This is a genomic window from Streptomyces albireticuli (genome assembly GCF_021228125.1).
GTDB lineage: Bacteria > Actinomycetota > Actinomycetes > Streptomycetales > Streptomycetaceae > Streptomyces > Streptomyces albireticuli.
The window spans coordinates 374,618-399,202 of the sequence record NZ_JAJQQS010000002.1 but is presented as its reverse complement, the minus strand read 5'-3'; the positions used below and the strand labels follow the sequence as shown (position 1 = coordinate 399,202).

General features: G+C 70.7%; 23 protein-coding genes. 10 read left to right on the top strand and 13 right to left on the bottom strand.

What is annotated here, in order from left to right; translation table 11 throughout:
- Positions 1–27: 27 nt before the first annotated feature.
- A complete protein-coding gene (locus LUZ64_RS01925; protein WP_095579866.1) occupies positions 28–813 on the top strand; it encodes an HAD family acid phosphatase in 786 nt (261 codons plus the stop codon).
- Between the two features lie 121 nt (positions 814–934).
- On the opposite strand, the gene LUZ64_RS01920 is transcribed toward LUZ64_RS01925, so the two are convergent.
- The 5 genes from LUZ64_RS01920 to LUZ64_RS01900 form a co-directional block, all read right to left on the bottom strand.
- Positions 935–1,846, bottom strand: a complete 912-nt coding sequence (locus LUZ64_RS01920; RefSeq protein ID WP_095579865.1) for a ribonuclease Z — start codon at positions 1,844–1,846, stop codon at positions 935–937.
- A 4-nt stretch (positions 1,847–1,850) separates the two neighbouring features.
- Complete coding sequence (locus LUZ64_RS01915; RefSeq protein ID WP_095579863.1) at positions 1,851–2,210, bottom strand: histidine triad nucleotide-binding protein; 360 nt, start codon at positions 2,208–2,210, stop codon at positions 1,851–1,853.
- A gap of 41 nt (positions 2,211–2,251) precedes the next feature.
- On the bottom strand, positions 2,252–3,343 hold the full coding sequence (locus tag LUZ64_RS01910; RefSeq protein ID WP_095579861.1) for a tetratricopeptide repeat protein: 1,092 nt from the start codon (positions 3,341–3,343) through the stop codon (positions 2,252–2,254).
- Complete coding sequence (locus LUZ64_RS01905; protein WP_232390129.1) at positions 3,340–4,839, bottom strand: ATP-binding protein; 1,500 nt, start codon at positions 4,837–4,839, stop codon at positions 3,340–3,342. The genes LUZ64_RS01910 and LUZ64_RS01905 overlap by 4 nt, the downstream gene beginning before the upstream one ends.
- Positions 4,840–5,150: 311 nt before the next feature.
- Positions 5,151–5,663: a hypothetical protein gene (locus LUZ64_RS01900; RefSeq protein ID WP_232390130.1), complete on the bottom strand. Its 513-nt coding sequence runs from the start codon at positions 5,661–5,663 to the stop codon at positions 5,151–5,153.
- A gap of 343 nt (positions 5,664–6,006) precedes the next feature.
- Between LUZ64_RS01900 and LUZ64_RS01895 the strand changes: the two genes are divergently transcribed.
- The 7 genes from LUZ64_RS01895 to LUZ64_RS01865 all read left to right on the top strand — a co-directional run bounded on the left by LUZ64_RS01895 (position 6,007) and on the right by LUZ64_RS01865 (position 15,176).
- Entirely contained in the window at positions 6,007–7,263 is a 1,257-nt protein-coding gene (locus LUZ64_RS01895; protein WP_095584362.1) for a glycosyltransferase, read from the top strand.
- Positions 7,260–8,978 (top strand): ArnT family glycosyltransferase, encoded by a 1,719-nt coding sequence (locus LUZ64_RS01890; RefSeq protein WP_372472000.1) that lies wholly within the window; start codon positions 7,260–7,262, stop codon positions 8,976–8,978. Before LUZ64_RS01895 ends, LUZ64_RS01890 begins: the two co-directional genes overlap by 4 nt.
- Before the next feature lie 125 nt (positions 8,979–9,103).
- A complete protein-coding gene (locus tag LUZ64_RS01885; protein WP_372472002.1) occupies positions 9,104–10,471 on the top strand; it encodes a glycosyltransferase in 1,368 nt (455 codons plus the stop codon).
- Positions 10,459–12,942 (top strand): galactose oxidase early set domain-containing protein, encoded by a 2,484-nt coding sequence (locus LUZ64_RS01880; RefSeq protein ID WP_095584360.1) that lies wholly within the window; start codon positions 10,459–10,461, stop codon positions 12,940–12,942. Before LUZ64_RS01885 ends, LUZ64_RS01880 begins: the two co-directional genes overlap by 13 nt.
- 195 nt (positions 12,943–13,137) lie before the next feature.
- On the top strand, positions 13,138–14,313 hold the full coding sequence (locus LUZ64_RS36845; protein ID WP_095584359.1) for a DUF1266 domain-containing protein: 1,176 nt from the start codon (positions 13,138–13,140) through the stop codon (positions 14,311–14,313).
- Between the two features lie 38 nt (positions 14,314–14,351).
- A complete protein-coding gene (locus tag LUZ64_RS01870; RefSeq protein ID WP_095584358.1) occupies positions 14,352–14,639 on the top strand; it encodes a hypothetical protein in 288 nt (95 codons plus the stop codon).
- An 81-nt stretch (positions 14,640–14,720) separates the two neighbouring features.
- A complete protein-coding gene (locus LUZ64_RS01865; RefSeq protein WP_232390131.1) occupies positions 14,721–15,176 on the top strand; it encodes a ribonuclease domain-containing protein in 456 nt (151 codons plus the stop codon).
- Here LUZ64_RS01865 and LUZ64_RS01860 read toward each other — a convergent pair.
- Positions 15,137–15,412 (bottom strand): DUF6255 family natural product biosynthesis protein, encoded by a 276-nt coding sequence (locus LUZ64_RS01860; RefSeq protein ID WP_095584357.1) that lies wholly within the window; start codon positions 15,410–15,412, stop codon positions 15,137–15,139. The genes LUZ64_RS01865 and LUZ64_RS01860 overlap by 40 nt on opposite strands.
- Complete coding sequence (locus LUZ64_RS01855) at positions 15,409–16,029, bottom strand: ATP-binding protein (RefSeq protein WP_095584356.1); 621 nt, start codon at positions 16,027–16,029, stop codon at positions 15,409–15,411. The genes LUZ64_RS01860 and LUZ64_RS01855 overlap by 4 nt, the downstream gene beginning before the upstream one ends.
- A 161-nt stretch (positions 16,030–16,190) precedes the next feature.
- On the opposite strand from LUZ64_RS01855, the gene LUZ64_RS01850 reads away from it, so the two are divergent.
- Positions 16,191–17,051, top strand: a complete 861-nt coding sequence (locus tag LUZ64_RS01850) for a helix-turn-helix domain-containing protein (RefSeq protein WP_095584355.1) — start codon at positions 16,191–16,193, stop codon at positions 17,049–17,051.
- Positions 17,048–17,254 (top strand): DUF397 domain-containing protein, encoded by a 207-nt coding sequence (locus LUZ64_RS01845; RefSeq protein WP_308251427.1) that lies wholly within the window; start codon positions 17,048–17,050, stop codon positions 17,252–17,254. The genes LUZ64_RS01850 and LUZ64_RS01845 overlap by 4 nt, the downstream gene beginning before the upstream one ends.
- Positions 17,255–17,259: 5 nt before the next feature.
- On the opposite strand, the gene LUZ64_RS01840 is transcribed toward LUZ64_RS01845, so the two are convergent.
- The 6 genes from LUZ64_RS01840 to LUZ64_RS01815 all read right to left on the bottom strand — a co-directional run bounded on the left by LUZ64_RS01840 (position 17,260) and on the right by LUZ64_RS01815 (position 24,313).
- A complete protein-coding gene (locus tag LUZ64_RS01840; RefSeq protein WP_095584354.1) occupies positions 17,260–17,625 on the bottom strand; it encodes a hypothetical protein in 366 nt (121 codons plus the stop codon).
- Positions 17,622–17,969: a hypothetical protein gene (locus LUZ64_RS01835; protein WP_095584353.1), complete on the bottom strand. Its 348-nt coding sequence runs from the start codon at positions 17,967–17,969 to the stop codon at positions 17,622–17,624. The genes LUZ64_RS01840 and LUZ64_RS01835 overlap by 4 nt, the downstream gene beginning before the upstream one ends.
- Before the next feature lie 101 nt (positions 17,970–18,070).
- Complete coding sequence (locus LUZ64_RS01830) at positions 18,071–18,397, bottom strand: hypothetical protein (protein WP_143593431.1); 327 nt, start codon at positions 18,395–18,397, stop codon at positions 18,071–18,073.
- Between the two features lie 52 nt (positions 18,398–18,449).
- Positions 18,450–22,796, bottom strand: coding sequence for a DUF6531 domain-containing protein (locus LUZ64_RS01825; protein ID WP_095584351.1), 4,347 nt, complete (start codon positions 22,794–22,796; stop codon positions 18,450–18,452).
- A complete protein-coding gene (locus LUZ64_RS01820) occupies positions 22,793–23,146 on the bottom strand; it encodes a hypothetical protein (protein ID WP_095584350.1) in 354 nt (117 codons plus the stop codon). The genes LUZ64_RS01825 and LUZ64_RS01820 overlap by 4 nt, the downstream gene beginning before the upstream one ends.
- Positions 23,147–23,518: 372 nt before the next feature.
- The gene (locus tag LUZ64_RS01815; protein ID WP_095584349.1) at positions 23,519–24,313 is read right to left on the bottom strand and encodes a helix-turn-helix transcriptional regulator; all 795 of its coding nucleotides are present in this window, start codon (positions 24,311–24,313) and stop codon (positions 23,519–23,521) included.
- Positions 24,314–24,585 lie beyond the last annotated feature (272 nt).

The window sequence follows — 24,585 nt, the reverse complement described above, 5'->3', positions numbered from 1 at the left end:
ACCCGTCGTGTGACCCAGGAGTATGACGTGCCCTCGAAGCGCAACCGCATCCGTATCGCCGCCGTGACCGCGGCCCTCGCCGCCGGCGCCGGCCTCTACGCGGCGGGCGCGGCCTCGGCCGACCACTCCGCGCCGCGCACGGACAAGGAGATCCCGAACCTCACGCAGGTCCAGGAGAAGATCAAGGCCTACTACGGCGACACCGTCGACAAGGCGGGACAGCACTACGCCTCGCCGGACAGCAACTACGCCAAGCAGGTCGCGGGCATCGAGAAGAAGGCCAAGGCCCAGATCGACCGGGCGGTGCGCAACAGCAAGCACACGAAGACCAAGCCCGCCATCGTCCTCGACCTGGACGACACCACGCTGCTCACCTACCACTACGAGCTCCAGCAGGGCTTCCACTTCACGCCCGAGTCGCAGGACGCCTATCTGAAGTCCACCGACATGGCGGCGGTCTTCGGCATGCCGGAGCTGGTCAACTGGGCGCAGTCCAAGGGTGTGACGGTCTTCTACGTCACCGGGCGCGGCGAGCACCAGCGCGACTGGAGCGTGCGCAACCTCAAGAACGTCGGCTACAAGCCGGCCGCCGACCCCGCGCACTTCTTCCTGAAGAACAAGAAGACCCCGCCGGCCTACCTGCCGTGCGGTGCCACCTGCACCACGGTCGAGTACAAGGCGGGCACCCGCAAGCACATCGAGTCCCAGGGCTACGACATCGTCGCCAACTTCGGCGACCAGTACAGCGACCTCCAGGGCGGCTACGCCGACCGGACGTACAAGCTGCCGAACCCGATGTACTACCTGCCGTAAGGGTCGAGGCTCCGAAAGGGCCGCCGTAAGGACGTAAGGCTGACGCCGGTGGGGGTGCCCCCCCGCCGGCGTCGGCCTTACACGTCTTACGCGCTCATTCGCTTACGTCCTTACGGCCCGCTCAGCGCTCCCGCTTGGGGACGGGGACGCGCAGCAGGTCGCGGGCGACGGTCAGCTCGCCCGTGAAGCCCGCCGCCCGTGCCTGCCGCTCGAAGACGGCGGGGTCGTCGTAGCGCTGCGAGAAGTGTGTGAGCACCAGATGCCGCACACCGGCCGCGGCGGCCACCCGGGCGGCCTGGCCGGCCGTGAGGTGGCCGTGCTCGACGGCGAGCGGCTCGTCCTCGTCCAGGAACGTGGACTCGATGACGAGCATGTCGCACCCCTCCGCCAGGGCTTCCACGCCCTCGCACAGCCGGGTGTCCATCACGAAGGCGAACCGCTGGCCGCGGCGCACCTCGCTGACGTCGTCCAGGGTGACGTCGCCGAGCGCGCCCTCCCGCTGGAGGCGCCCGACGTCCGGGCCGGCGATGCCGAACTCCTTCAGCCGCCCGGGCAGCATCCGGCGCCCGTCGGGCTCCGTGAGGCGGTAGCCGTAGGACTCGACGGGGTGCGAGAGGCGGCGCGCCTCCAGGACGTACGACGGGGTGCGCGCGAGCACCGCGCCGTCGCCCGACACCGGCTCCTGGCCCAGGTCCACCGTCTCGCGGTAGGCCGTGGCGTACCGCAGCCGGTCGAAGAAGCGCTGACCGCTCCTCGGGTAGTGCGCGGTGACCGGGTGCGGGACCCGGTCGAGGTTGATCCGCTGGATGACGCCCGCGAGCCCGAGGGAGTGGTCACCATGGAAGTGGGTGACGCAGATCCGGTTCAGGTCGTGGGCGGCCACCCCGGCGCGCAGCATCTGCCGCTGGGTGCCCTCGCCCGGGTCGAAGAGGATGCCCTCGCCGTCCCAGAGCAGGACGTAGCCGTTGTGGTTGCGATGACGCGTCGGCACCTGGCTGGCGGTGCCGAGGACGACCAGTTCCCGTACGGACAAGGGGCTAGCCGGGGGGCCAGTTGAGGCCGCGTCCGCCGAGCACGTGGGCGTGCGCGTGGAAGACGGTCTGGCCGGCGCCGCTGCCCGTGTTGAAGACGACGCGGTAGCCCGAGGCGTCCACGCCCTCGTCCGCGGCGACGTGGCCGGCCTCGCGCAGTATGTCCGCGGCGATCTGCGGCTCGGCGGCCGCGAGGGACGCGGCGTCCGGGTGGTGCACCTTGGGGATCACCAGGACATGGGTGGGCGCCTGCGGGTTGATGTCGCGGAACGCGACGGTCGTCTCGGTCTCCCGGACGACGGTCGCGGGCACCTCCCCCGCGACGATCTTGCAGAACAGGCAGTCGGCCTGCGGTTCTCCCGCCACCGGTGGCTCCTCAGGGGTCGTCGGCTCGTACGGTCCGGATGTTACCCGTGCGTCTTCAGGCGCTTGGACCTGGCGGCATAGATCATGCATCCCGCCAGTCCCACCCAGCCGGAATTGAGGAACACGCCGACGAACCACTGCGGGCCGTACGGGAAGGTCAGGAGCAGCACCGCGCACATCACGCACCAGACGACGCCGCAGGCCATCACCTTCAGGGCGGGGATCCGCCGGGGCAGCCGCAGCAGATAGCCGCGGACGGACCGGGGGATCTTGCGGAGCGTCAGCAGGACGCAGCAGGCCCACATCGCCGCGATGGCGCCGAGGCCCACTGCCTGCGCGCCGAGCGGGATGGAAGGGCCCAGCCCCTGCCCTTCGGGCGCCGTGTCGCCGGCCACCGCCGTCGCCATGGCGATGACCAGGGAAGCCAGCGCCGGCCAGCGCGCCTGCTTCATCATCTTGCGCGCGACGGCGTCGAGGTTGTGCCGGGCGTGCCAGGAGTCGGGCTCGAGGGAGAGGGCCACCGCGAGGTCCTCGGTGGCGGCGAACAGGTCGCCGTTGGGGTCCTCCGTGCGCAGTGCCGCGAGGTTGCTGAGGGCCTCGGCGTCGCCGGGGTCGAAGGAGAGGACCTGGTGCATGGCCTGGGCCGCGATGTCCTTGCGGCCCATGTCGTAGGCGGCGGAGTAGAGCGCGAAGTGCGCGCTCACGCGCTCCGGTTCCAGGCGTATCGCCTCCAAGGCGGCCTCGTATGCCTCCTGGAGCCCCTCCTTCTCCGGGAGCTTGTGCAGGGCGTGCGACAGGACGACGTGGGGGGCCGGGTCCTCGGGCAGCAGCCGGACGGCCTCGCGGGCCGCCTCGACCGCCTGCTTCGTCCAGCCGCAGACGCGGAACGCCTCGCTGCGCCGCAGGTGGGCGTCCACGAACTCGGGGTTCAGCTGGAGGGCCTCGTCCGCCGCCCGCACCGCGCCCGTCCAGTCCCGTGCCTGGAAACGGCAGACCGAGAGCCGTTCCCAGGCCCGGACGTCCTCCGGGAACGTCGCCAGGTGACCGGAGAGGATCTCCTGGGCCTGGGTGCAGCGGTCGACGTCCATGAGCGCCATGGCGCGGGCGACGACCGGGTGGGTCGTGTCGCTCACAGCATCTTCTTCCGCTTCAGGTACGTGAGGAGCTCGTCGTACGCGCCGCCGTCGTTGGCGAACTGCGCCACGTTACGGGCCGAGGCGAACCAGGGGCCGGTGGAGGGCCGCAGCTGGTCGAGGGCGCCGAGCAGATCGGACATCTCGATCATGCGGGCCCGGCCGGTGCGCACGGAGTCCAGGAGCGCCCGCTCGGCGGCCGACTCGCACAGGTGCCGTAGGTCCGCGCCGGAGAACCCCTCGGTCCGCTTGGCCAGCTTGGCCAGGTCGATCCCGGCGACGGGCCGGTCCTTGAGGTGGTGGTGGATGATCCCCTCGCGCGCGGTCCGGTCGGGCGGCAGCACGAGCAGCATCCGGTCGAGGCGGCCGGGGCGGCGCAGCGCGGTGTCGACGTCCCAGGGGTGGTTGGTGGCCGCGAGGACGAAGACGCCGTCGTTGGCGCTGCCGTCGACGCCGTCCAGCTCGGTGAGCAGCTGGTTGACGGTGTTGCGCATGCCGGTGTTGCGGATCTGGCTGCGCTTGGCGCCGAGGGCGTCCAGTTCGTCGAGGAAGAGGACGCAGGGGGCGTTGCGGCGGGCGGTCTCGAAGAGCTGGCGGAGGTTCCGCTCGGAGTTGCCGATCCACATGTCGAGGACATCGCTGATGCTGACGGACATGAAGCGGGCGCCGAGCTCACCGGCGACGGCGCGGGCGATGTACGTCTTGCCGCAGCCGGGCGGGCCGTAGAGCAGCAGGCCGCCGCGGAGGCTCTTGCCGTAGAGCTTGCGCAGCTCGGGGTTGCGCATGGGGGCGAGGAAGGCGGCCTCCAGCCGGTCCTTGACCTCGTGCATGCCGCCGACGTCGGCGAGGGTGATGTCGCCCGGCTGGACCTCCCAGAGGGAGGAGTCGTCGGCGGTGCCGGACCCGTCGACGGTGAGCGGGGCCTCGGGGAACTCCGGCTCCGGGGGCGGGCCGGAGGGGCCGGACGGCCCGGGCACGGACGGGGCCGGGGGCGTGGCCGGGGACGAGGCCGGGGACGAGGCCGGGGGCTGGACGAAGCGGGGCGGGACGACGTCCGCGAGCTCGTTCTCGGCGCGCTTCCAGTCGTACGGGCCGCCGGTCGCGGGCGGTGCGTCCGGTGCGGTCGCTTCGTCGGTCGCCGCCGGTGCGGTGACTCCGGCGGCCGTGGCGGGGTCGGCTACGGGGGGCGCGTCGAGTCGCGTGGGGGCGCTCGGGGGCGCGGGTGCGACGGGAGTGGTAGAGGCAGCGGGAGCGCTGAGGGCGGCGGGCGCGGCCGGTACGGCGGGAGCGGCGGGCGCTACGGCGCGTGCCATGAGCACCTGGGCGTCGGTGTTGCCCGGCTCCCGCTGGAGGGCTCCGGCGGCCTGGGCGATGGCGTCCTGGACGTGTCCCGCGTCGAGCAGGAGCTGGGCGAGGTGAAGGCGCAGGGGTACGTCGTCGGGGGCGGCGTCCACGGCGGTGCGCAGGCTCTTGATGAGGGGGGACTCGTCGGGCATGCCCCCACCCTAAGCGGGGCGTTGCGGCGGGTGGACCGGGGTGCCGGGGTGGGGCGGGGGCGGGTGCGGTGTGCCGCTGCGCGGGGCTTTGTCCCCTACCCGCCCCTTCCCGTAACCGGGGGCTTCGCCCCCGGGCCCCCTTCCGCGCTGACGCGCGGTGTCCTCAATCGCCGGACGGGCTGATTTTCAGCCCGTCCGGCGATTGAGGACCGGGGTCCGGGGCGGAGCCCCGGTTTCGGGAAGGGGCGGGGCTGGGGAAAGGCCCCGCGCAGCGGCACACCGCACCCGCCCCCCCCCCCACCCCCCGCCCCCTACTTCCCCTTCGACTTCGACTTCCCGTGCTCATCCGTACAGTCCGGCGACGGCTCATGCCGCCCACCAGACCCCGCCCCGCTCCCCTCGCACTCCCCCAGCACCGAAGCCGTGAACACCGTCTTCCCGTCCACCTTGCCCGTCAGCTTCCCCCGCACGCAGGTCTCGCCGTGGATCCCCGTGACCCGCCCATAGACGATGATCTTCTGCCCGCCGCCCGTCCGGCCCTCGCAGTCGACGCCCACCGCCGACACCGGGCGCGGCGAGCCCTTGTCCGTGGAACCGCCCGCCTCGGCCGTGCCGATGCACGACAGCCACTGCACGGGATAGCCGTCGTGCTGGAGCCTGCCGGTGGCGCGTTTGTCGGTGGTGACGGCGACGGCCACCGAATTGAGACCACCCGCTTCCGCCGGTTCACAGCCGACGAGCAACAGGGCGGCCGGCCCCACGAGCGCGGCCACCCCCGCGGCGTACAGCACCTGTCGGGCCCGTAGGCGCCTCAATGCACCCATAGAGGACAGCTTCCCACCGCTCACGGTGGCACGGAAGGGCGGCCCCGGCCAGGCCGGAGCGCGCCCTCGAAGCGCGCCCCTATGGCGCTTTCACCACCCAACTGCCCCCGATCGACCGTAAGTTCGGAAACACAGGATTTATCAATTAAGCACCTGCGTTTCATCTTCCCCCCTTACTCTCTCCAGCGAAGGGGAGACACACGCGCACTGGGGAGTCGCGTGAGGGGGCAGGCCACACAGCGGCGGCCGGGGGGCTCGACGGCCGTACGACCGATGGCCCACTTCGCGCTGCCGTAGCGCGCCATCTCGCGCGTCCTACTTGTGGGTCCTAGGGGGGACTTCTTTGCTCACGTCCGTATTGGTCTGCGTCGTTTCGCTGACGCTCTTCTGGATGGCCGCCTTCACGCTCTGGTGGCAGATGCACGCCTGGCGCACGCCCGAGACGCTCGCGGCCACCCGCTTCGAGCGCCCGACCGACCACGGCTCGCTGTCCTTCTCGCTGCTGGTGCCGGCCCGCCACGAACAGGCCGTTCTGGAACACACCGTCAGACGCCTGCTGCTCTCCACCCACACCCGTTTCGAGATCCTCGTCGTCGTCGGCCACGACGACCCGGGCACGGCCGAGGTCGCCGAGCGCGTCGCGGCCTCCGCGCCCAACCGGGTACGGGTGATCACCGACACCCACGCCGCGAAGAACAAGCCGAAGGCCCTGAACACCGCACTCCCGCACTGCCTCGGCGAGGTCGTCGGGGTCTTCGACGCCGAGGACCAGGTGCACCCGGCGCTGCTCACCCATGTCGACCACGCCTTCCGCAGCACCGGCGCCGATGTGGTGCAGGGCGGCGTCCAGCTGATCAACTTCCACTCCAGCTGGTACAGCCTGCGCAACTGCCTGGAGTACTTCTTCTGGTTCCGCAGCCGGCTGCACCTGCACGCCGCGAAGGGCTTTATCCCCCTCGGCGGCAACACCGTCTTCGTCCGCACCGACGTGCTGCGCGAGGCCGGCGGCTGGGACCCGAACTGCCTGGCCGAGGACTGCGACCTGGGCGTACGGCTGTCCAGCAGGGGCAAGCGCGTCGTCGTCGCGTACGACGCGGAGATGGTCACCCGCGAGGAGACGCCCGGCTCCCTGATGAGTCTGCTCAAGCAGCGCACCCGCTGGAACCAGGGCTTCATCCAGGTCTACCGCAAGCGCGACTGGCACCGGCTGCCGACCTTCGGGCAGCGGATGCTCGCCCGCTACACCCTGATGACCCCGTTCTTCCAGGCGTTCACCGGGCTCGTCATCCCGCTCAACGTCCTCGTGACGCTTCTGCTGCACGTTCCCGTCCACATCGCCGTGCTGACGTTCCTGCCGGCCGTGACGGCCTTCGTCACCTTCGTCTTCGAGATCGTCGGGCTGCACGACTTCGGCAAGCAGTACGGCTTCCGGGTGCGCCTGGTCCACTACCTCAAGCTCGTCGCCGGTGGCCCGTTCTACCAGTTCCTCCTCGCCGGGGCCGCCGTCCGCGCGGTCTGGCGGGAGCAGCGGGGCCGCAACGAGTGGGAGCTCACCCAGCACGTCGGCGCGCACCTCACCCGAGAGGACGTCACGTCGTGACCGCGACCCTCCCCACCGCCCAGGCCCGGCCCGACACCCTCTACCGCCCGGCCGCGGCGGGCGCCCCGGTCCCGCTCCGGCCCGTGCTGCGGCTGCGCCGCTCCCGCCCCGACCTGGCGCTCTGCGGGCTGCTGCTGATCGCGATCCTGCTCGTCCAGGGCTGGAACATCACCGGCTACCCCAACCTCAGCGACGACGAGGGTACGTACCTCGCCCAGGCGTGGGCCGTCCAGCAGGGCAAGGGCCTGGCCCACTACACCTATTGGTACGACCACCCGCCCCTGGGCTGGCTCCAGATCGCCGCCCTCACCTGGCTCCCCTCGGTCCTCGCGCCCGACCTCCTCACGGTCGCCCCGATGCGCGGCGCGATGCTGCTGGTGACGGCGGTGAGCGCGGTGCTGGTGTACGCGCTGGGGCGGCGGCTCGGGCTGCCGCTCTGGGCGGCCGGGCTCGGGATGGCCCTCTTCGGGCTGTCCCCGCTGTCGGTCGTCCTCCAGCGGGAGATCTTCCTCGACAACATCGCCGTGATGTGGACGCTGCTGGCCTTCTGCCTGGCCGCGTCGCCCCGCCGGCACCTGTGGCACCACTTCGGGGCCGGTGTCGCGGCCGCCGTGGCCGTGCTGTCCAAGGAGACCATGCTGGTCGTCCTGCCGGCGCTGCTGGTGACGATGTGGCGCCACACCCACCGCGACACCCGCAAGTTCGCGGTGACGGGCGCGGTGACCGCTTGCGTGCTGATCGGCCTTTCCTATCCGCTGCTCGCGCTCCTCAACCACGAGCTGTTCCCCGGCCCCGGCCACGTCTCGCTCGTCGACGGCGTCACGTACCAGATGAGCCGGGCCGGTTCGGGCTTCCTCCTCGACCCCGGCTCCGCCGCCCACCAGGTGCTCGGCGCCTGGCTGTACTACGACCGGGTGCTGCCGGTCGGCGGGCTGGCCGCCGCGCTCGCCCTGACGGTCCTCGCCCGCCGCTCCGTGACGGCCCGGGCGATGGCCGGTCCCGCGTTCGCCGTACTGATCCTCGCGGTCGTCGCGCTCCGCCCCTCCGGCTATCTGCCGGCGATGTACATCATCCAGGCGCTGCCTTTCCTGGCCCTGTCGCTGGCCGGGCTCGCCGCGGCCGTCACCGGGAAGACCCTGCGCACCCGGCCGGGGTTCCGGCGCCGCTGGTACCCCGCGCGCTGGACCGCGGTCGTCCTGCTGACCGGCGCGGCGACGGTGTACACCGTGCCGCGCTGGTACGACGGCGACCGCGCCGCCGTCACCACCGACGTCAACGCCCCGTACCGGGCCACGACGTCCTGGCTGCGCGACCGGGACAGGGTCCCGGACCCGGCCCGTACGCGCGTCCTCGCCGACGACGCGATCTGGCTCGACCTCGTGCACGCCGGCTACACCCCCGGCACGGGCGCCATCTGGTTCTATAAGGCCGACCTGGACCCGGCCGTCGCCCGCAGCCTGCCCGACGGCTGGCGCGACCTGGACTACGTGGTCGCCTCGCCCACCGTGCGGCGCGACGCGGCCCATCTGCCGGTCGTCCAGGGCGCGCTGGAGCACTCCCGGACCGTCGCGGTCTTCGGGCGCGGCGCGGACCGCATCGAGATCCGCCGGATCACGGGGACGGGGGCGGGGGCGGGGACGAAGACGCGGAAGGGGACGGAGACTCGGACGAAGACGCGGACGGAGACGGGGACGCGGACGGAGGCGGCGCGATGACGCTTTCCCGACCCCGGCCCCGACCCCGATCCCGGGGCCGTCACGTGGGACCACCGGAGGCGGGAGTGGCGGACGGTACGGCGCTGCCGGACCGTACGACGCTGCCGCCGGGGACGGACCACCCGTTGGATCCGCCGGATTCCGCTTTCCCTCCGGGTCCTGGCTTCCCGGCCGGTTCCGGTTTCGCTCCGGGAGCCGTCCTTCCGGCCGCGCTCCCCTCCCCCGGTGCGGGCACGGGCGCGGGGCCACGCGCCGCGACGGTCACCGTCATCGTGCCCACCTTCAACGAGTCGGGGAACGTCCGCGAGCTGCTGCGCCGCCTCACCGAGGCGCTCCCCTCGCGCTTCCCCTGCGACGTGCTCTTCGTCGACGACAGCACGGACGACACCGTGGAGGCCGTCCGGGAGGCGGCGCGCTCGTGCCCGTACCCCGTCTCCGTCATCCACCGCCGGGAGCCCGTCGGCGGGCTCGGCGGCGCGGTCGTCGAGGGCATGCGGGGCGGGCTGCGCGGGGGCGCGCCGGAGCCCGGCTGGTTCGTCGTGATGGACGCCGACCTCCAGCACCCGCCCGCGCTGGTCCCGGAGCTGGTCGAGGCGGGCATCCGGGAGGGCGCCGACCTGGTCGTCGCCAGCCGTTACCGCCCCGGGGGCAGCCGCGCCGGGCTGGCCGGCGGCTACCGCGTCGCGGTCTCGCGGGCCGCGACCTGGCTGGCCAAGGGCGCCTTCCCGCGCCTGCTGAAGGGCGTCAGCGATCCGATGAGCGGCTTCTTCGCGATCCGCCGCGAGGCCGTGGCGGCGGCCGACGCCGGCGCCCTCCGGCCGCTGGGCTACAAGATCCTGCTGGAGCTGGCCGTACGCTGCCGGCCGGCGGCCGTCACCGAGCTGCCGTTCGCCTTCCAGGAACGCTTCGCGGGCGAGTCCAAGTCCACGGCCCGCGAGGGCCTGCGGTTCCTCGGCCATCTCACCACCCTGCGCACGGCGTCCTCCGTTGCCCGGATGCTCCTCTTCGGCCTCATCGGCCTCACCGGCTTCCTGCCGAACCTCCTGGGGCTCCATCTCCTGACCACCGCCGGGCTGCACTACCTCCCGGCGGAGATCGTCGCCAACCAGTTCGGTGTGCTGTGGAACTTCCTGCTCATCGAGGTGCTGCTGTTCCGCGACCGGCGGCGGCACCGCCACTGGGCGGACCGGGTCGGCCGTTTCGCGCTGCTGGCCAACGCCGATCTGCTGCTGCGCATCCCCCTGATCGCCTTTCTCGTGGGCTCGCTCCGCCTCGGGGTGCTGCCCGCCACGGTGATCGCCCTGCTCACCACCTTCGTGCTGCGCTTCGCGGCCACGGAGGCCCTCGTCTACCTGCCACGCAAGAGCAAGCCGGCGCCGGCCCGTGAGGGCGGGGCCGGGCACGAGAGCCGCAAGCACCGCCACGGGACCGTACGGCGCCGGCGCGCCGCCACCGAGGACCGTGGGGAAGGGAACCGCACATGCCACCGCTGACCCCTCCGGCGTCCGCCGAGCCACCCTCGCCGCCACCGCCCCCGCCACCGCTCACGGCCGGGCGGCGGACGAGGCGCGCCCGGCGGGCCCGGCTCGCCGCGGCGACGCTCCTGGCCTCCTCCGCTTCCTTCGGCCTGCTGCTGTCCGCGCCGGTCCCGGCCGAGGCGGGTTCGAACCTGGTCGTCAACCCCGGTTTCGAGGCCTTACGGTCGAACGGGGAGCCGACGTGCTGGGAGAAGTCCGGCTGGGGCGACAACGACTTCACGTACGCCACGACGGGCGACGCGCACAGCGGGAAGAGGGCCATGTCCGTCACGCTGACCCGCCGGGTCAGCGGTGACCGCAAGGCGCTGATGCTGGAGGACACCTCCTGCGCGCCCAATGTGACGCCGTCCCACCAGTACGACCTGTCGCTCTGGTACAAGAGCACCACTCCGGACGCCTCCGTCACCGTCTTCCGGCATGACGTGAAGGACGGCTGGCAGTACTGGACGGACCTCAAGACGCTGCCGGTCAGCTCCGGCTACGCCCGCGCGGAGGTCCGTACGCCCGTCGTGCCGCCCGGCACGGATCAGATCACCTGGGGCGTCTCCGTCTACGGCACGGGCAACGTGACCACCGACGACTTCGCCATGGAGGACGCCACCCAGCCCGCGCCCGGCGACGTCTGCACGGCGGGCGCGGCGTGCGCCAAGGGCAGTTGGGCGGTGATGCCCTTCAAGAACCCGGTGCGCAGCATGCACTCGGTCGTCCTCCACAACGGCAAGGTGCTGCTCGTCGCGGGCTCCGGCAACGACCCCGAGCTGTTCAAGGCGGGCACCTTCACCTCGGCGGTGTACGACCCGAAGACGGGCGGGATGAAGACGATCCCGACCCCCGTCGACATGTTCTGCGCGGGCCACGTCCAGCTCTCCGACGGCCGTGTGCTGATCATGAGCGGCAACAAGGCGTACCCGGCGGCGGACGGCAGCCACGGCTACGAGGGCTTCAAGGACAGTTATATCTTCGACCCGTCGAGCGAGACGTACATCAGGACCAACGACCTCAACGACGGTCACTGGTACCCCTCGGCCACGCTCCTCGGCAACGGCGACGTGATCACCTTCGGCGGGCTGCGCGAGGACTCGACGGGCAGTGTGACGGCCGAGCGGTTCAGCCAGGCGCGGCAGAAGTGGCTGCCGATGAACGAGGTCAACCAGACCTGGTCGTACTGGGGCCTCTACCCGTCCATGATCCTCATGCAGGACGGGCGGCTCTTCTACTCCGGCAGCCATGTCTTCGGCAACGGCACCCCGGGGACGGGCGCGTCGGTCTACGACTACGACCGGAACACCGTCACGGACGTCCCCGGACTCCAGGACAAGGACCACCGCGACCAGTCGGCGAGCGTGCTGCTGCCGCCGGCTCAGGACCAGCGCGTGCTGACCATGGGCGGCGGCAACGTCAACACCAACCCCGAGGCCAACCGCTTCACCGACATCATCGACCTCAAGAAGCCCACTCCTCGGTACGCTCCGGGGCCGCTGATCCCCCAGGGCACCGTGGACCAGGGGCAGGGCAAGAAGCCGCAGACGGGCGCGCAGGGCAAGATGTACGTGTCGGCGGTGCTGATGCCCGACGGCAAGGTGCTGGAGACGGGCGGCGGGCTGCACGACCGGGCGGATCCGGTGTTCGAGGCGTCGATGTTCAACCCGGCGGCGAACACCTTCCAGGCGGGCCTGGCCACGGATCCGATCCCGCGTACGTACCACTCGTCCGCGTTCCTGCTGCCGGACGGCAGGGTGATGGCGGTCGGTGACAACCCGGGCAACGGCTCGTTCGACGACCACGTGTCGATCTACACCCCGCCGTACCTCTACAAGGGCGCGCGGCCCCAGATCACCTCGGTCGCCACGGACAAGTGGCAGTACGCGAGCACGCAGCGCGTCACGGTGGACCGGCCGATCGTCAAGGCCGAGCTGATCCGCCCGGCGGCCGTCACCCACTCCTCCGACCCCAACCAGCGCTTCGTCGACCTGCCGATGACGGTCGGCGCGGACGGCACCACCATCGACCTCAACGTCACCAGCAACCCCAACCTGGCGCCGCCCGGCTGGTACATGCTGTACGCGGTCGACGCGGCCGGCGTTCCGTCGGTGGCCACCTGGGTCCACCTCGGCGGCCCGGAGGCCATGGCCCCCGCGGCGGGGCCGATGGTCCACGACTTCGCGTCCAAGCTGCCGGTTTCGGCGGCCAAGAAGCCGCAGGAGAAGCACACGTCGAAGACGGTCGACACCCAGATCGCGGGCTGCGACCGCCACTACGGCACGGAGAACGTGTGCGTGCCGACGAAGTTCCCGAAGTCGGTGCCGTCGACGACGGCGGGGCGTTGCGCGTGGCTGACGTCGCACGGCTACAAGGACCTGAGGGTCAACGGGAAGGACGACCCGCTGGGGCTGGACCCGGACAGGAACGGGAGGGCGTGTGGGTGAGGGAAGGGCGTACGGGTGAGGGAAGGGCGTGCGGCTTGAGGGCCGGACGTACGGTCGGCTTCGTACAAGGACGGGGCGCGCGACCGGCTTCGTATAGGTGAACGGCCGTGCTGCCGCACGGCCGCCGCCCTCCCTCCCGCGGGTACCCCCGGCCCTCCTCGGAGCCGGGAGTACCCGCGGTCCTAGGGTGTCCCGGTGACGTCGACACCCCCAAGAACACGCGCGCTGGCGGCCCGCCGCACCTGGCAACCCCCGACCGAGGTCGAGCGGCGGCTGCGGGACGCCGCGCTCGCCGGAGACGAGAAGGGCTATCTGCGCGTCCTCGCGGAGACCGATCTGTACCTGTACCTGGCGAAGGACGAGGTCGACGCGGGCGGCGCCCGGTCCTGGCGGACCACGGAGGACGAGCTGGGGAACTGGTGCGTCGCCGTCCGCACCACCGGGGAACGGCCGCCCCGCCACGCGGGGTCGGTGGCCTCGTGCCGGACGCTGGCGGACCTGGCCGAGCACTGGCCGGACGCCCGCTTCTCCCTCTACGTGAATCCGGGCTCCCCGTCCGGCATGCGGCTGCGGGCCCGCCCGTGGGACCGCCGACGCTGGAAGAAGGCGGCACGGGCGGCGGACACGGACCGTCCCCCGACCCTGCTCACCAAGCTGACGGGCCCGCGGTCGGGTCCGCTCGCCCATGCCCTGGCCTGCGGGGCGCATCTGTCGGTGACCAACGGCGTGCTGTGGAACGAGATCGGGGACGTCTACCGCGACTACGAGCGGGACGTCCACCTGCTCCGGGACAACTGGGGAACCGGGACGCCCCAGGAGTGGCAGATCCAGATGAACGCCCTGCTGGCCGCCCGCAACAGCCCTCCGGAACCCGAACTCGCCCTCCGGGTCCGGCGCGAGCTCTCCCACGACGCCGCAACCCTCGGCGCGGACGCCTGGCGCCGCGCCTGCGCCGCCGTCCTCGACGAACTGGAGATCCCGGAGGCGGGCGCCGCCGTCCAGGACGTCATCGGCCGCGTCCTCCGTTACGAGGCCCGCTTCCGCGCGGACGGCCTCCTGGCGCCCGACGGGTACGTCCGCAGTGCCGTCGGCTACGACTACGGGCGCGCGGTCGGCTTCGCCCGCTGGGGTCTGAGCGCCAGGCTCTGCCCGGCGGAGGCGGCCGAGGGCGCGATCCTCCGCGCCGGCGGGGCCTGCCGCGAGGCGTACGACTCCTGGGAGGACTTCTCGGCGGGGTACGCCCTGGGGCGCGTACTCCGCTTCGACACGGAGGAGTTCGGGGAGTGGTACACGGCGGTACTGGAGCCGCACCGGCTCCTGACGACGGACCCGGAGAGCCCTTGGCGGACGGTGGGCTGGGAGGAAGAGTAGGGCGTAGGGGCAGGGAACCCAGGGGCTAGGATCCGCTGATGCCCTCCATGATCGACATCTTCTTCCTTCTGTTCGGCACCGCCGCGGTCGTGTCCGGCGTCGTGATCGCCTTCAACGTGCGGGGGGTGGTGACCCGCCGGGTGGCGCGGGTGCACAAGAAGCTGGAACTCATCCATCAGGCGAACGGGCGCCTGGAGCCGGTGTTCGTGCCGTTCACCGGGACGGCGGGGTATCTGCGGTTCCTGGGAGTGGTGATGATCCCGTTCGGCCTGATCATGATCGTGGCGTCGGTAGCGCTGATGTCGCTGCATTCGGGCACGAGGTGAGGCCGTCCGTGTGAGAGCTCGTATCGCGAATGCGTCACTCCCTGTTGACCACGCGTGAAAGCTTTTCTGAGAACGCCTCCCGTGGCCACGGCCGCGCTGTTCGTGACGATCGCCGGTATTCCCATCCTGACGGCGGCGGGAATTCCCGAACCGCCCCCGGCGAACGCCGTGGCCACCCACGGCTGGGCGGCAGGCCGGGCCGACGTCTACGACCCGCCGTGGCCGGTGGAGCGATTCCCGGCGCAGGTCGGGAAGGCGTGCGGCATCTGGAAGGGCCTGACCTGGCCGACGGCTCCCCGCGCCCGTGACTACGAGGTGCCGGGCTCCACCCGGGTCATCCGCGGCAGCAACGTCTACCGCAACCTCAGCGGGGACCTGCCGTCGGCGGGGCATTACCGCGAATACGACGTCAATCCGCGGCCGCGCGGGACGCGCCGGGACGCCGAACGGATCGTCCGCGACGAGAACGCGCACACGGTTTGGTACACGGGCGACCACTACGCGAATTTCCGGAAGATCGAGTCGGGCTGCGAGTAGTTCACGCGGCGGTGGGTGAGGGTGAGGGCGGCGAGCACCCTCCCGGCCGCCGCCCGGTCGGCCGCCCAGCGCTCGGCGGCGCTCAGGGTGACGACCTGAGGGGCCTCGGGCAGGAGCAGGGCCGCGTAGTCGGCGAAGCGGCGCGTACCGCAGTGGGCGCACCGCGACGCGCCCGCGGCGGTAGGGGCCCATCCGGCGCGGTGCGTGCAGCCACCCGGGGTCGGCTGCCCGGTCACCAGACCGCGCCCTTCGGGAGGAGGTGGGCGCTCCGGAAGTGCCGCCGCACGGCGATCCCGGCGTCGACGGCCTTCTCGCCGTCGCCGTCGGCCGCGAGACGGCGCCGCTCGGCCTCCAGGTGGGCGCATTCGCGGCACCCGAGGGGCGAGGCAGAGGGAGTACGGGCCTCCCGCCACCTCTCGTGAGCGAGCTCGAACCAAAGGATCTTCCCCCCGGCGGCCCCGAACCGCCCGAGGTCGAAGCGGTGACTCCCCCACGTACTGGCGCACCGCCGCACGAGCAGCAGCCCCCGCCCGGATTCCGCCCGCGCCGCGGCGGCCTCGGCCTCCTCGAAGAGCGCCGGCACGTCGGGGCTCGTGTCCCACACACTCACCCGCAACCGCTGCCCTTCGAGCCCCTCAACCCCCCGAAGCCGCAGCGACGAGGGCCCGTCCGTGTGCCGATAGGCGTTGGTGACGAGCTCGGAGACCAACAGTTCAGCGGTGTCGGCGAGTTCCCTCATCCCGTGCCCGCCGAGAACGGCCCGGAGCGTGGCCCGGGCGATCCCGGGCGCGCGGGGGTCGCGCGGCAGTTCGAGGGTGTACGTCCAGGGCGGCGGCGCGGATACGGTGGCCATGCAAGTCTCCTGGCGAAGAGTGGAGTTGAGCCACGCGCAGTGGCTTGCGCCACACCGTAGCCCCGTTCATGGACTACGTTCCATGAAATCCGTGAGCTACAGCCCACGAGACCGGAACGAGCGACAGCCGCATACCCATGTGCGAATCCCGGAGGAGCACCATGCCACCGAGCACCCCTCTCCCGACCGTTCGGAGACGCCGCCTCGGCACCGAGCTGCGGAGACTCCGGGAGCGGGCGGATCTGTCCGCCACGGAGGCCGGCATGCGGCTCGGCATCACCCAGTCCCGTGTCAGCAACATCGAGGCGGGGCGCTACGGCGTCAGCGCGGAACGCGTCCGCGCCTTGGCCCGCAACTACGACTGCTCGAACCAATCCCTGATCGACGCCCTCGCCTCCATGACGGGCGAGCGCCGACGAGGCTGGTGGGAGGAGTACCGCGAGACGCTGCCTGCAGGCCTGATCGATCTCGCCGAGCTGGAGCACCACGCCACCTCGCTGCGCGTGGCCCAGGTCATCAACATTCCCGGCCTGCTGCAAACCGCGGACTACGCCCGCGCCATCTTCCACGAGGCGGTACCGCCGCTGCTACCGCACGACCTTGAGTTTCGCGTCTCGCACCGGATCAAACGGCAGGCGATCCTTTACCGGGACAACCCGCCGCCGTACACGGCGATCATCCACGAAGCCGCGCTCCGCATGCGCTTCGGAGGCACGGCGACGGCGGACGGGCAGCTCGACCATCTGCTCAGCATGAGCGAGCGGGACAACATCACCATCGCGGTCATCCCCTTCGGCGGCCGCCCCTTCCCCACATCGGGCCAGGGGGTCGACTACCTGCACGGCCCGGTCACCCAACTCGACACCGTGCAGATCGACACCGAGCACGGGGGCGCGCTGATCGACAGCGCGGCGCAACTCCAGAAGTACCGCCTGGTCTTGGACCGCATGGAGAACGCGGCACTCCCACCGGCCGCTTCACGCGACCTCATCCACCGCGTCGCCCGAGAATCCGCGAGGTGAAGAACGTGCCCATACTCCACTGGCAGAAGTCCTCCTACAGCCAGGAGGCGTCCTCGTGCGTCTACGTCGCCGCGACCCCCAGGGGAACGATCCACCTCCGCGAAAGCGAAGCGCCGGAAGCGATCCTCACGACGACCCCGGACAGACTCCGCCCCCTCATATCCCACATAAAAGCCGGCGCGCTTACCCAGGGCCAGACTTGATCTGCTCACCGGGTGTCGTACGGCTCGAAATAGGGTGCCGCCTCCGACACAAGAAGCCCAACCACCGGCGGATGTTCCCGGTACTCCCACGTGGACGGGTTCCGCAGCAACGCCTCAAGCGCCTCGCCGGTGACGCGCTCCCCGCCCTCGTGGGCCGGCCACTCGCCGCCGCAGTAGACGTGCACGTACCCGGCCTTGTCCCAGCGCCTGATGATCTCGGCGAAGGCCGGCGCGGCAACGGCCCACTCCGCCTCGTCCTCGCTGCCGGTCCAGTCGGCCAGGACGGACCACAGGGGCGCCATCTCACGGGCGTTGACGAGCACGCACTCCTCTTCGTCGCCGGAGATCCAGCCCGAAGCGCCGCTTGTCACTGCTCGAACTCCATGAAGTCCTCCAGGGCCGCGCGCAACCAGGCATAGAAGTCGACGAATTCACGCCGGTTCTCCCACCCGGGGGCGGTGAAGTCATGGATGACGCGCACCGATCCGCTGTCAAGGTCCCAGCACGCCACGTCGTCGTTGTCCTCGCGCCGGGCGAAAGGGACGAGCCGGCGTCCGGGGAAACGCTCGCGCATCCCGGCCGCGCGGGCCCGGAGGTTCCGCCCTTCCAAGAGCCACCACGGCTCAAGACCGACCAGACCGGATTCCACCGCCCGAAGGAACTCCTTCGGGTAGGCGAACCGGCCGGGAAGCTCCGCCGAGGAAAGTACGTCCACCTGCCCCCGACTCCTCGTTAAGACGGCACCTGATGGGCTGACATCAGGTGATTCATGCCCGAGGACTCGAATCGCATGACCTTCGCCCTACAATGCACGGTTCACGAATTTGGGTTTGGGGCGGCCTCATTCACAAGGGCGTCCCGAAGGGACACATAGCCCTCTTCAGCCCAGTCCTCGCCATCGAAGTACGCCTCCCAGAAACCCGGTGCAGCCCATTCTTCCGGGCGCAGGAACAGGGAACCCTCATCACTGGACCCCGCGACCCAGAGCCGGGAGACGGACGGAGAGATGACCGAAAAGCCGCGAGTGTCGAACAAAGCGGGGGCAGAACCGTCCATCGGATCGATTCGATAATAGTTCCGGCCCCCGAACTTCGCGTACATTTCCAGTACGGCGTACTCCTCGCCGCCGCGCAGAGGGCTCATATCAAGCCCCTCCCCCTGGATTCGATCACGATCGACCCTCACGAGCATTTCATCATCTCCGGTTCATGACCATCTTGTAGTCCGAATCATACGCCACAGCTCCGGTTTTTTCGTTGTAGTAATAGTGCACCTGGAAATCACCATACGGACTCTGGTGCGTTCGCGTGGTGTACTTGCCCCAGTCGGACATCGACCCTCCACCCGAGGTCAGATGTGCCCTGACATGGGGATTGTTAAGCTCTTCCCCCGGAATCACAAGACGGGACTCAGATATGACCTGAGGTCTCAATTTCCCATCGGAAGTGAAGACCGATCCCACTGATTCGCGACGTAGCTGATCAGCCAGACGCTGCCCACTCACCCCTCCTGAAACGATATCTTGGTTCGCATCCTTGCCGACCTTCCCCAATTCATTGAGAGTGGGGTATTCCTTCTTCTTCTGAGGCTTCTGGGGCTTCTGCGCCTTCGTGCATTCTTCCGGCGCCAGGCCCAGAGGGTCCCCGACGACGTGGGGGGTCGACACATAAGCGTGATGGTTGGGAGCAGGAGCCAGACCCAGCGGGTCGGCCGTCACGTATCGCGCGGCCTCCGGGTCGTAGTACCGGAAATAGTTGTAGTGCAACCCCGTCTCGGGATCGAAGAACTGGCCCGGGAAGCGCAGCGGGCAATCGACGGAGCCGTCGCTCGGGGCAGGCAGATCCGTACCCCACAGCGTCGTCCTGCGCTGCCACGCGAGCTCGCCCTGCGGTGTTATGAGCTCGGTGGGTGAACCGACCAGGTCCGTGACCACGGCGTGGAAGCGCATGCCGTGGCCGGGGTCGGCCGCCTCACTCGAAAATTGTTCGATCACCGACTCGCCCGGCGAACGCACCAATGGCCTGTGGTCCGTCTGCGTCAACGGGCGGGGAGTTCCTGGCGCGTAGTCCCAGGTCGTGACCTCGCCCCGAGAGGTCGTCCGCTCGGCCACGCGGGCACCGTCCCACGTGAAGGACACGTCCTCGACGGTCCCGTCACCCGCTACCCGCGCCTTGGAGAGCCGCCGCCCCAGGGGGTCGTACGCGTACCGCCAGCGCTCACCTTCCGGGGTCACCGCCTCCGTCAGCCGGTCTTCCGCGTCCCAGTTGTAGGCCCAGGTCCGTGTCTTGCCGTTGAGGAGTCTGCGGACCTTGCGCGTCAGGCGGCCCTGGGAATCGTGTTCGTAGGAGGTACGACCCGCGCGACGGATCAACGTGCCTTCGAATTCCCTTTCCCCTGGAGCCGCATGGGCGGGTGCCGAGGCGCGGGTGAGGTTGCCTGCTCCGTCGTAGGCGTACCGTTCGGTCCAGCCATGGGCGTTCACCTTCATGACGCGACCGGTGCTGTCGAGATCGAAGCGTCTCGTTCCCGACGTGAGTTCACGGATCTCGGTGAGGTAGCCGTCCTCCCGGTACGCGTACTCGCGGTGCTGAAGGAGACGCTCACCCCCTCGGACCACCTGCGCTGTCAGACGGTCGTTGCCGTCCCACCGCTGGGTGAGGGCGACGTCCTGACCCAGGCGGCGTTCCGTCTCTCGGCCGGCCGCGTCATAGGTGAAGCTCAGGGCACCGGCGTCGCCGCGCAGTTCCGCCGGGCGACCTGCCACGTCGTACGTCCAGACCGAGGCGAGGCCGGACGGAGTGACCCGGCGCGTGCGACGGCCCAGTTCGTCGTATGCGTAGGTCGTCGTACGGCCGTTCACCGTCTCCGACAACACACGTCCGAGCACGTCCCGCTCGTAGACGATCTCCGCATCAGCGTTCACGGCGCGGAGCAGGCCGCCCGAGCCGTCGTACGTGAACGCAGTGGTACCGCCCGTGTCCCCACGCTGCTCCGTGGTGCGGCCCAACGCGTCGCGGATGTAGCGCAGGGTCTCGCCCGCACCGTTCGTGCGGGAGGCCAGGTCGCCGACCGCGTCGAAGGCATAGGCCAGGGTCCGCCCGTTGAAGTCCGACTCCGCCACGAGCCGACCCGCCGCGTCGTACTCGTACGACCATGTCAGCCCTTGCGGGTTGGTGACGCCGACCAAACGCAGCTCGGTGTCGTACGCGAAGGTGTACGTCGTACCGTCGGGGTCCGTACGGGACGCGGGCAGGTCGAACCTGCCCGCGGTGTGCCTGGTGATGTTCCCGGTCGTGTCCGTGTGGCTGAGGATGTTGCCCTCGCCATCCCAGGTCCAGCTCTCGCGTGTGCCATCAGGGTGTTCACGCCAGCTGGGCCTGCCTTCCGTGGTCCACCCCATGCGGGTGCTGTGGCCCAGGGGGTCGACCGCCTCGGTGACCCGGCCGAAGGCGTCACGCCGGACAGTCGTGGCATGGCCGAGCGGGTCGGTGACAACGAGGGGCAGGCCGGCCGGGTCACAGGCGATGTGCCGGGTATGGCCCAGCGCGTCGGTGACCGAGGCCAGATGCCCCAGTTCGTCATAGCCGTAGCGGGTTTCCGCCCCGGCGGGATCCGTGGTGGTGAGCGGATTGCCCCGCTCGTCGTACGTGTGCCGCCAGACCGCCCCGCCCGGCTCGGTGACCTCGACCGGCCGGCACTGTTCGTTGTGGACCGCCGTGCCGGTGCTGCCGTCGGGGAGGACCACCTCGACGAGGTTCCCGGCCTCGTCGTAGGCGTAGCGCGTCGTGCGACCCAGCGGGTCGGTCACCGAGAGGCGGTTCTCGCCGCGTTCGTCCCATTCCGTCAGCGTGGTGTGGCCCAGCGCGTCGGTCTCCTCGACGACGAGAGCGTCGGAGTTGTACCGCAGCGTCTGCCGGTTACCCAGGGAGTCCGTGACCGTGGTCGTGCGGGTCTCGTCGTCGTAGGCGAGGCTGCCGGACAGGAACCCGTCGCTGCCTTCCGTGCGGACGACGCGGCCGCGCTCGTCGTAGAAGTAGGCGTACGAGGAGGCGTTCCGGTCGGTCCAGGAGGTGATCCGGCCCTCGGCGTCGTAGGCGAAGCACAGGGGTTTGCCACTGGAGTTGGTGACCTCCGTGAGGTTTCCCCCGGCGTCGTACCCGTAGGAGACCAGGGCCCTCCCCCGGCCCGCCGGTGCCGCCGGGTCGTACAGCGACGGCGCCTCGTCCAGGAGGCGGAGGCCGGTGATCCGGGTGGCCTCGGTCTCGATGGCGACGTAGTACCCGCCGGAATGGCGGATGCCGTACGGAACGCCCTTCGCCGTGCGTTCGATGTCGACGCGTGCGTCGTTGCGGTCGTGCAGGCTGTCCAAGGGGAGCTGGATCGCGCCGGGTACGTCCGTGGGGGCCGGGTTGCCGAAGGTGCGGACGACTCCGGTGAACGGGTCGGTGACCGTCACCACGCCGTCGGGCTTGCCGTCCCACTCCAGGGGCCAGCGCGGGCCCTTGACCGGCAGGGTCGGGGTGCCGGGCCGCGGCACCGGATAGACCAGGCGCATCCCGTCGGCCGCCACGAAGACGACGCCCTCGGCGTCCAGTTGTACGCGCTCGTCGAGGGTGGAGGCCCATGTCGGGCCGAACCAACCGCCCGACCGGTATGTCGAGAGGTGCGTGCGCGACACGACCAGGGGCAGGGCGCCGGGCAGGGTGACGTCCGTCTGCGTCAGCGTCATGGCGCCCGTCGCGACGTCGATCGGGTCCAGGCACTCCTTGACGTTCGCCTTGGGGCGGCCGACCGTGCCCACGTCCAGGAGGTTGGGGCGGGCGCCCCTGAGCAGCGGGCCCAGGCCGCCCACCTGGACGCTGTTCTTCGCCAGGGAGCCGAAGCCGCCGAAGGCACCGCCGTAGATCATGCCGTTCTTGGCCGCGGCGTTGATGTCGTCCAGGCTCACGCCGTCCTGGAGGCCGGTGCTGATCTTGAGGGTCTGGGCGACGGCCAGCTCGACGGTGACGGCCTCCACCCCGCCGAACGCGGCCGCGACCAGCGTCGTCGCGGCGACCTCGGCGACCACGGTGGAGATGGCGATGCCCACGGTGGTGCCCAGCTCGATGATGGCCGCGGCGGCGGTCGCCGAGGCCGCGGTCGAGAGGCCGGCGGTGAAGAAGGCCAGGCCGACGCCCGCCACGATGACGCCGGCGTCGATCCAGATCTGGGTCCACAGCTTGTCGGTCGCGTCGTCGATGGCGTCCGCGACCTTCTCCAGGGCCTTGGCCATCTGGCGGGCCGCCTTCGGGACGTCGAACAGCCATCCCTTGTCGCCGTTGGCGTAGCGGTTCCAGAACGTCTCGAACGCCTCGATCGCCTCACCCTTGTTGTTGTGGATGAGGGAGCGTGCCGTGGTGTTGACGGGCGTGCGCACCTTGTCGACGCTGTCGGCGAAGGTGTTCCACGCGGTGGCGGCCTTGCGCAGTTTGCCCGGATCGCCGTCGGGCCAGTCGAGCCCCAGCTTCTCGAGGATGTTCTTGGCCTCGTCGGCGATGCTCACTTGCCGTCCTTGCCCTTGTTCTTCTCCTTGGTGAACATCCCGGCGATCAGCGCCTCGTTGTCGACGTGACCGTCCGACATGTCGACCATCGCCTGATGAATGCTGACCAGGCCCAGGACGAGGGTGCCCGTCGCCTTCTCGATGGCGGTCTGCTGCTTGGGGTACTCGGCCGCGAACTCCTTGACGGCGTCGTCGTTGCCCCAGGGCTTGCCCAGCCCGTCCAGTGTGGTGACGAGCTTGGTGAGCGCCTCGCTCAGCTTCTGACCCTGCTCGTGGAAGACCGGCGCCGAGGACTTCAGGTCCGCCGTCTTGATGTCCAGTACCTTGCCGTCGCCAGGGCTGTCGCCCATCGCCGTCTCCCCCGCCGAGGTCCTACGTCCGTCACGTCGGCGCGCCCACACCCGTTACCGAGCGACACACCGACGCCACATAATCGCACGTCAATTCGGTGGAGTTTTCCGGGACACGCGACTTCCGGCGGCGAGCGGAGGGCGGCCGGAAGAGGCCCGGGGCCCGGCCCCGGGAGGAAGGGGGAGGAAGCGGGAGGAAGACAGCAGGAGGGGCGCCGACGCCCACTCCCCCGTGGTCGGCGCCGGCGCCCTGCCTCTTCCTCAAGCATCAGGGGGATCACCGTCCGGCCGCCATAGGAAGAACTACCTATCCGGAGTGCCGGGCTCCGAAGGGCGTGAACCCCCTGGTCACACGGCTGGCGGTCCCACTGCTCACGGCACCAGCCCCGCCCGCCTCGCCTGCACCACCGTCGACACCCGGTTGTTCGTGCCCAGCTTGCGGTAGATCTTCTCCAGGTGGCGGTTGACCGTGTGCGGCGAGATCGTGAGGCGGCGGCCGATCACGTCCGCCGTCAGTCCCTGGGCGACCAGGCCCAGGACCGTCTGTTCACGGGGTGTCAGACCGTGCTCGGCGGCGGGCAGCAGGGCCGCCGCCGAGGAGTCGTCCCCGTCCGGTGCCGTCGCCCGCCGCAGGCTCCGCAGTTCCTGGATGTGGTTCTCCGCGCTCAGCAGCAGCGGCTGGATCCGCGCCGCGAACGCCAGCTCCCGCGTGCTGAAGTCCCGCCCCTTGCGCCCCAGGGACACCGCGCGCATCACGTTTCCGTCGCTCGGAAGGGGGATGCCCAGCTGACGCGTCGTACCGAAGTCGTGGCGGGCCTCGCTGAAACAGCGGGTGTTGCGCCAGCCGTCGCAGATCCGGTCCATGGTCACCGGCCGAAGCCCGCCCGCGCCGAGGTAGCCGACCAGGGGGTGCCGCTGGCGCGCCCGGCGCACGACGAGGTCGTCCACGTCCGGGCCGATCGACGTGGGCGCCCAGCCGTCGGCCCCGCTGCCCCGCCCCACCAGGCTCGTCACATCGAACCTCGCGAGGATCACCGTGCCGCAGCCGAAGGTCTCGAGCAGGTGCGCCGCCACCAGGTGCTGGAGCGCGTCGGGGTCTTTGCTTTCGAGTACGGCGACGGCGAGGTCGAGCATGCGCTCGTAGTCCCGGGAGCGAAGGTGCGACATGAACAGTCCATCCCCAGAAACGGCCCGCCTGGAGCCCGTTCGCGGCCCGATTGTGGCCAGGCCCACGGCTTCCTGTCGTGCGACCCCGCGCCTACGGGCGTCCGGGCCCGACCTGGAGGCCGGACAGGCCCCGACCGGGAAGCCGGACAGGCCCTGACCGAGAAGCCGGACAGGAGGCCGGACAGGCCCCGACTGAGAAGCCGGACGGGAAGCCGGACGGGAAGCTGCCCCGACCCAGCGGCAGCCCGCCCGCAGCGCCGGATCGTCCCGCC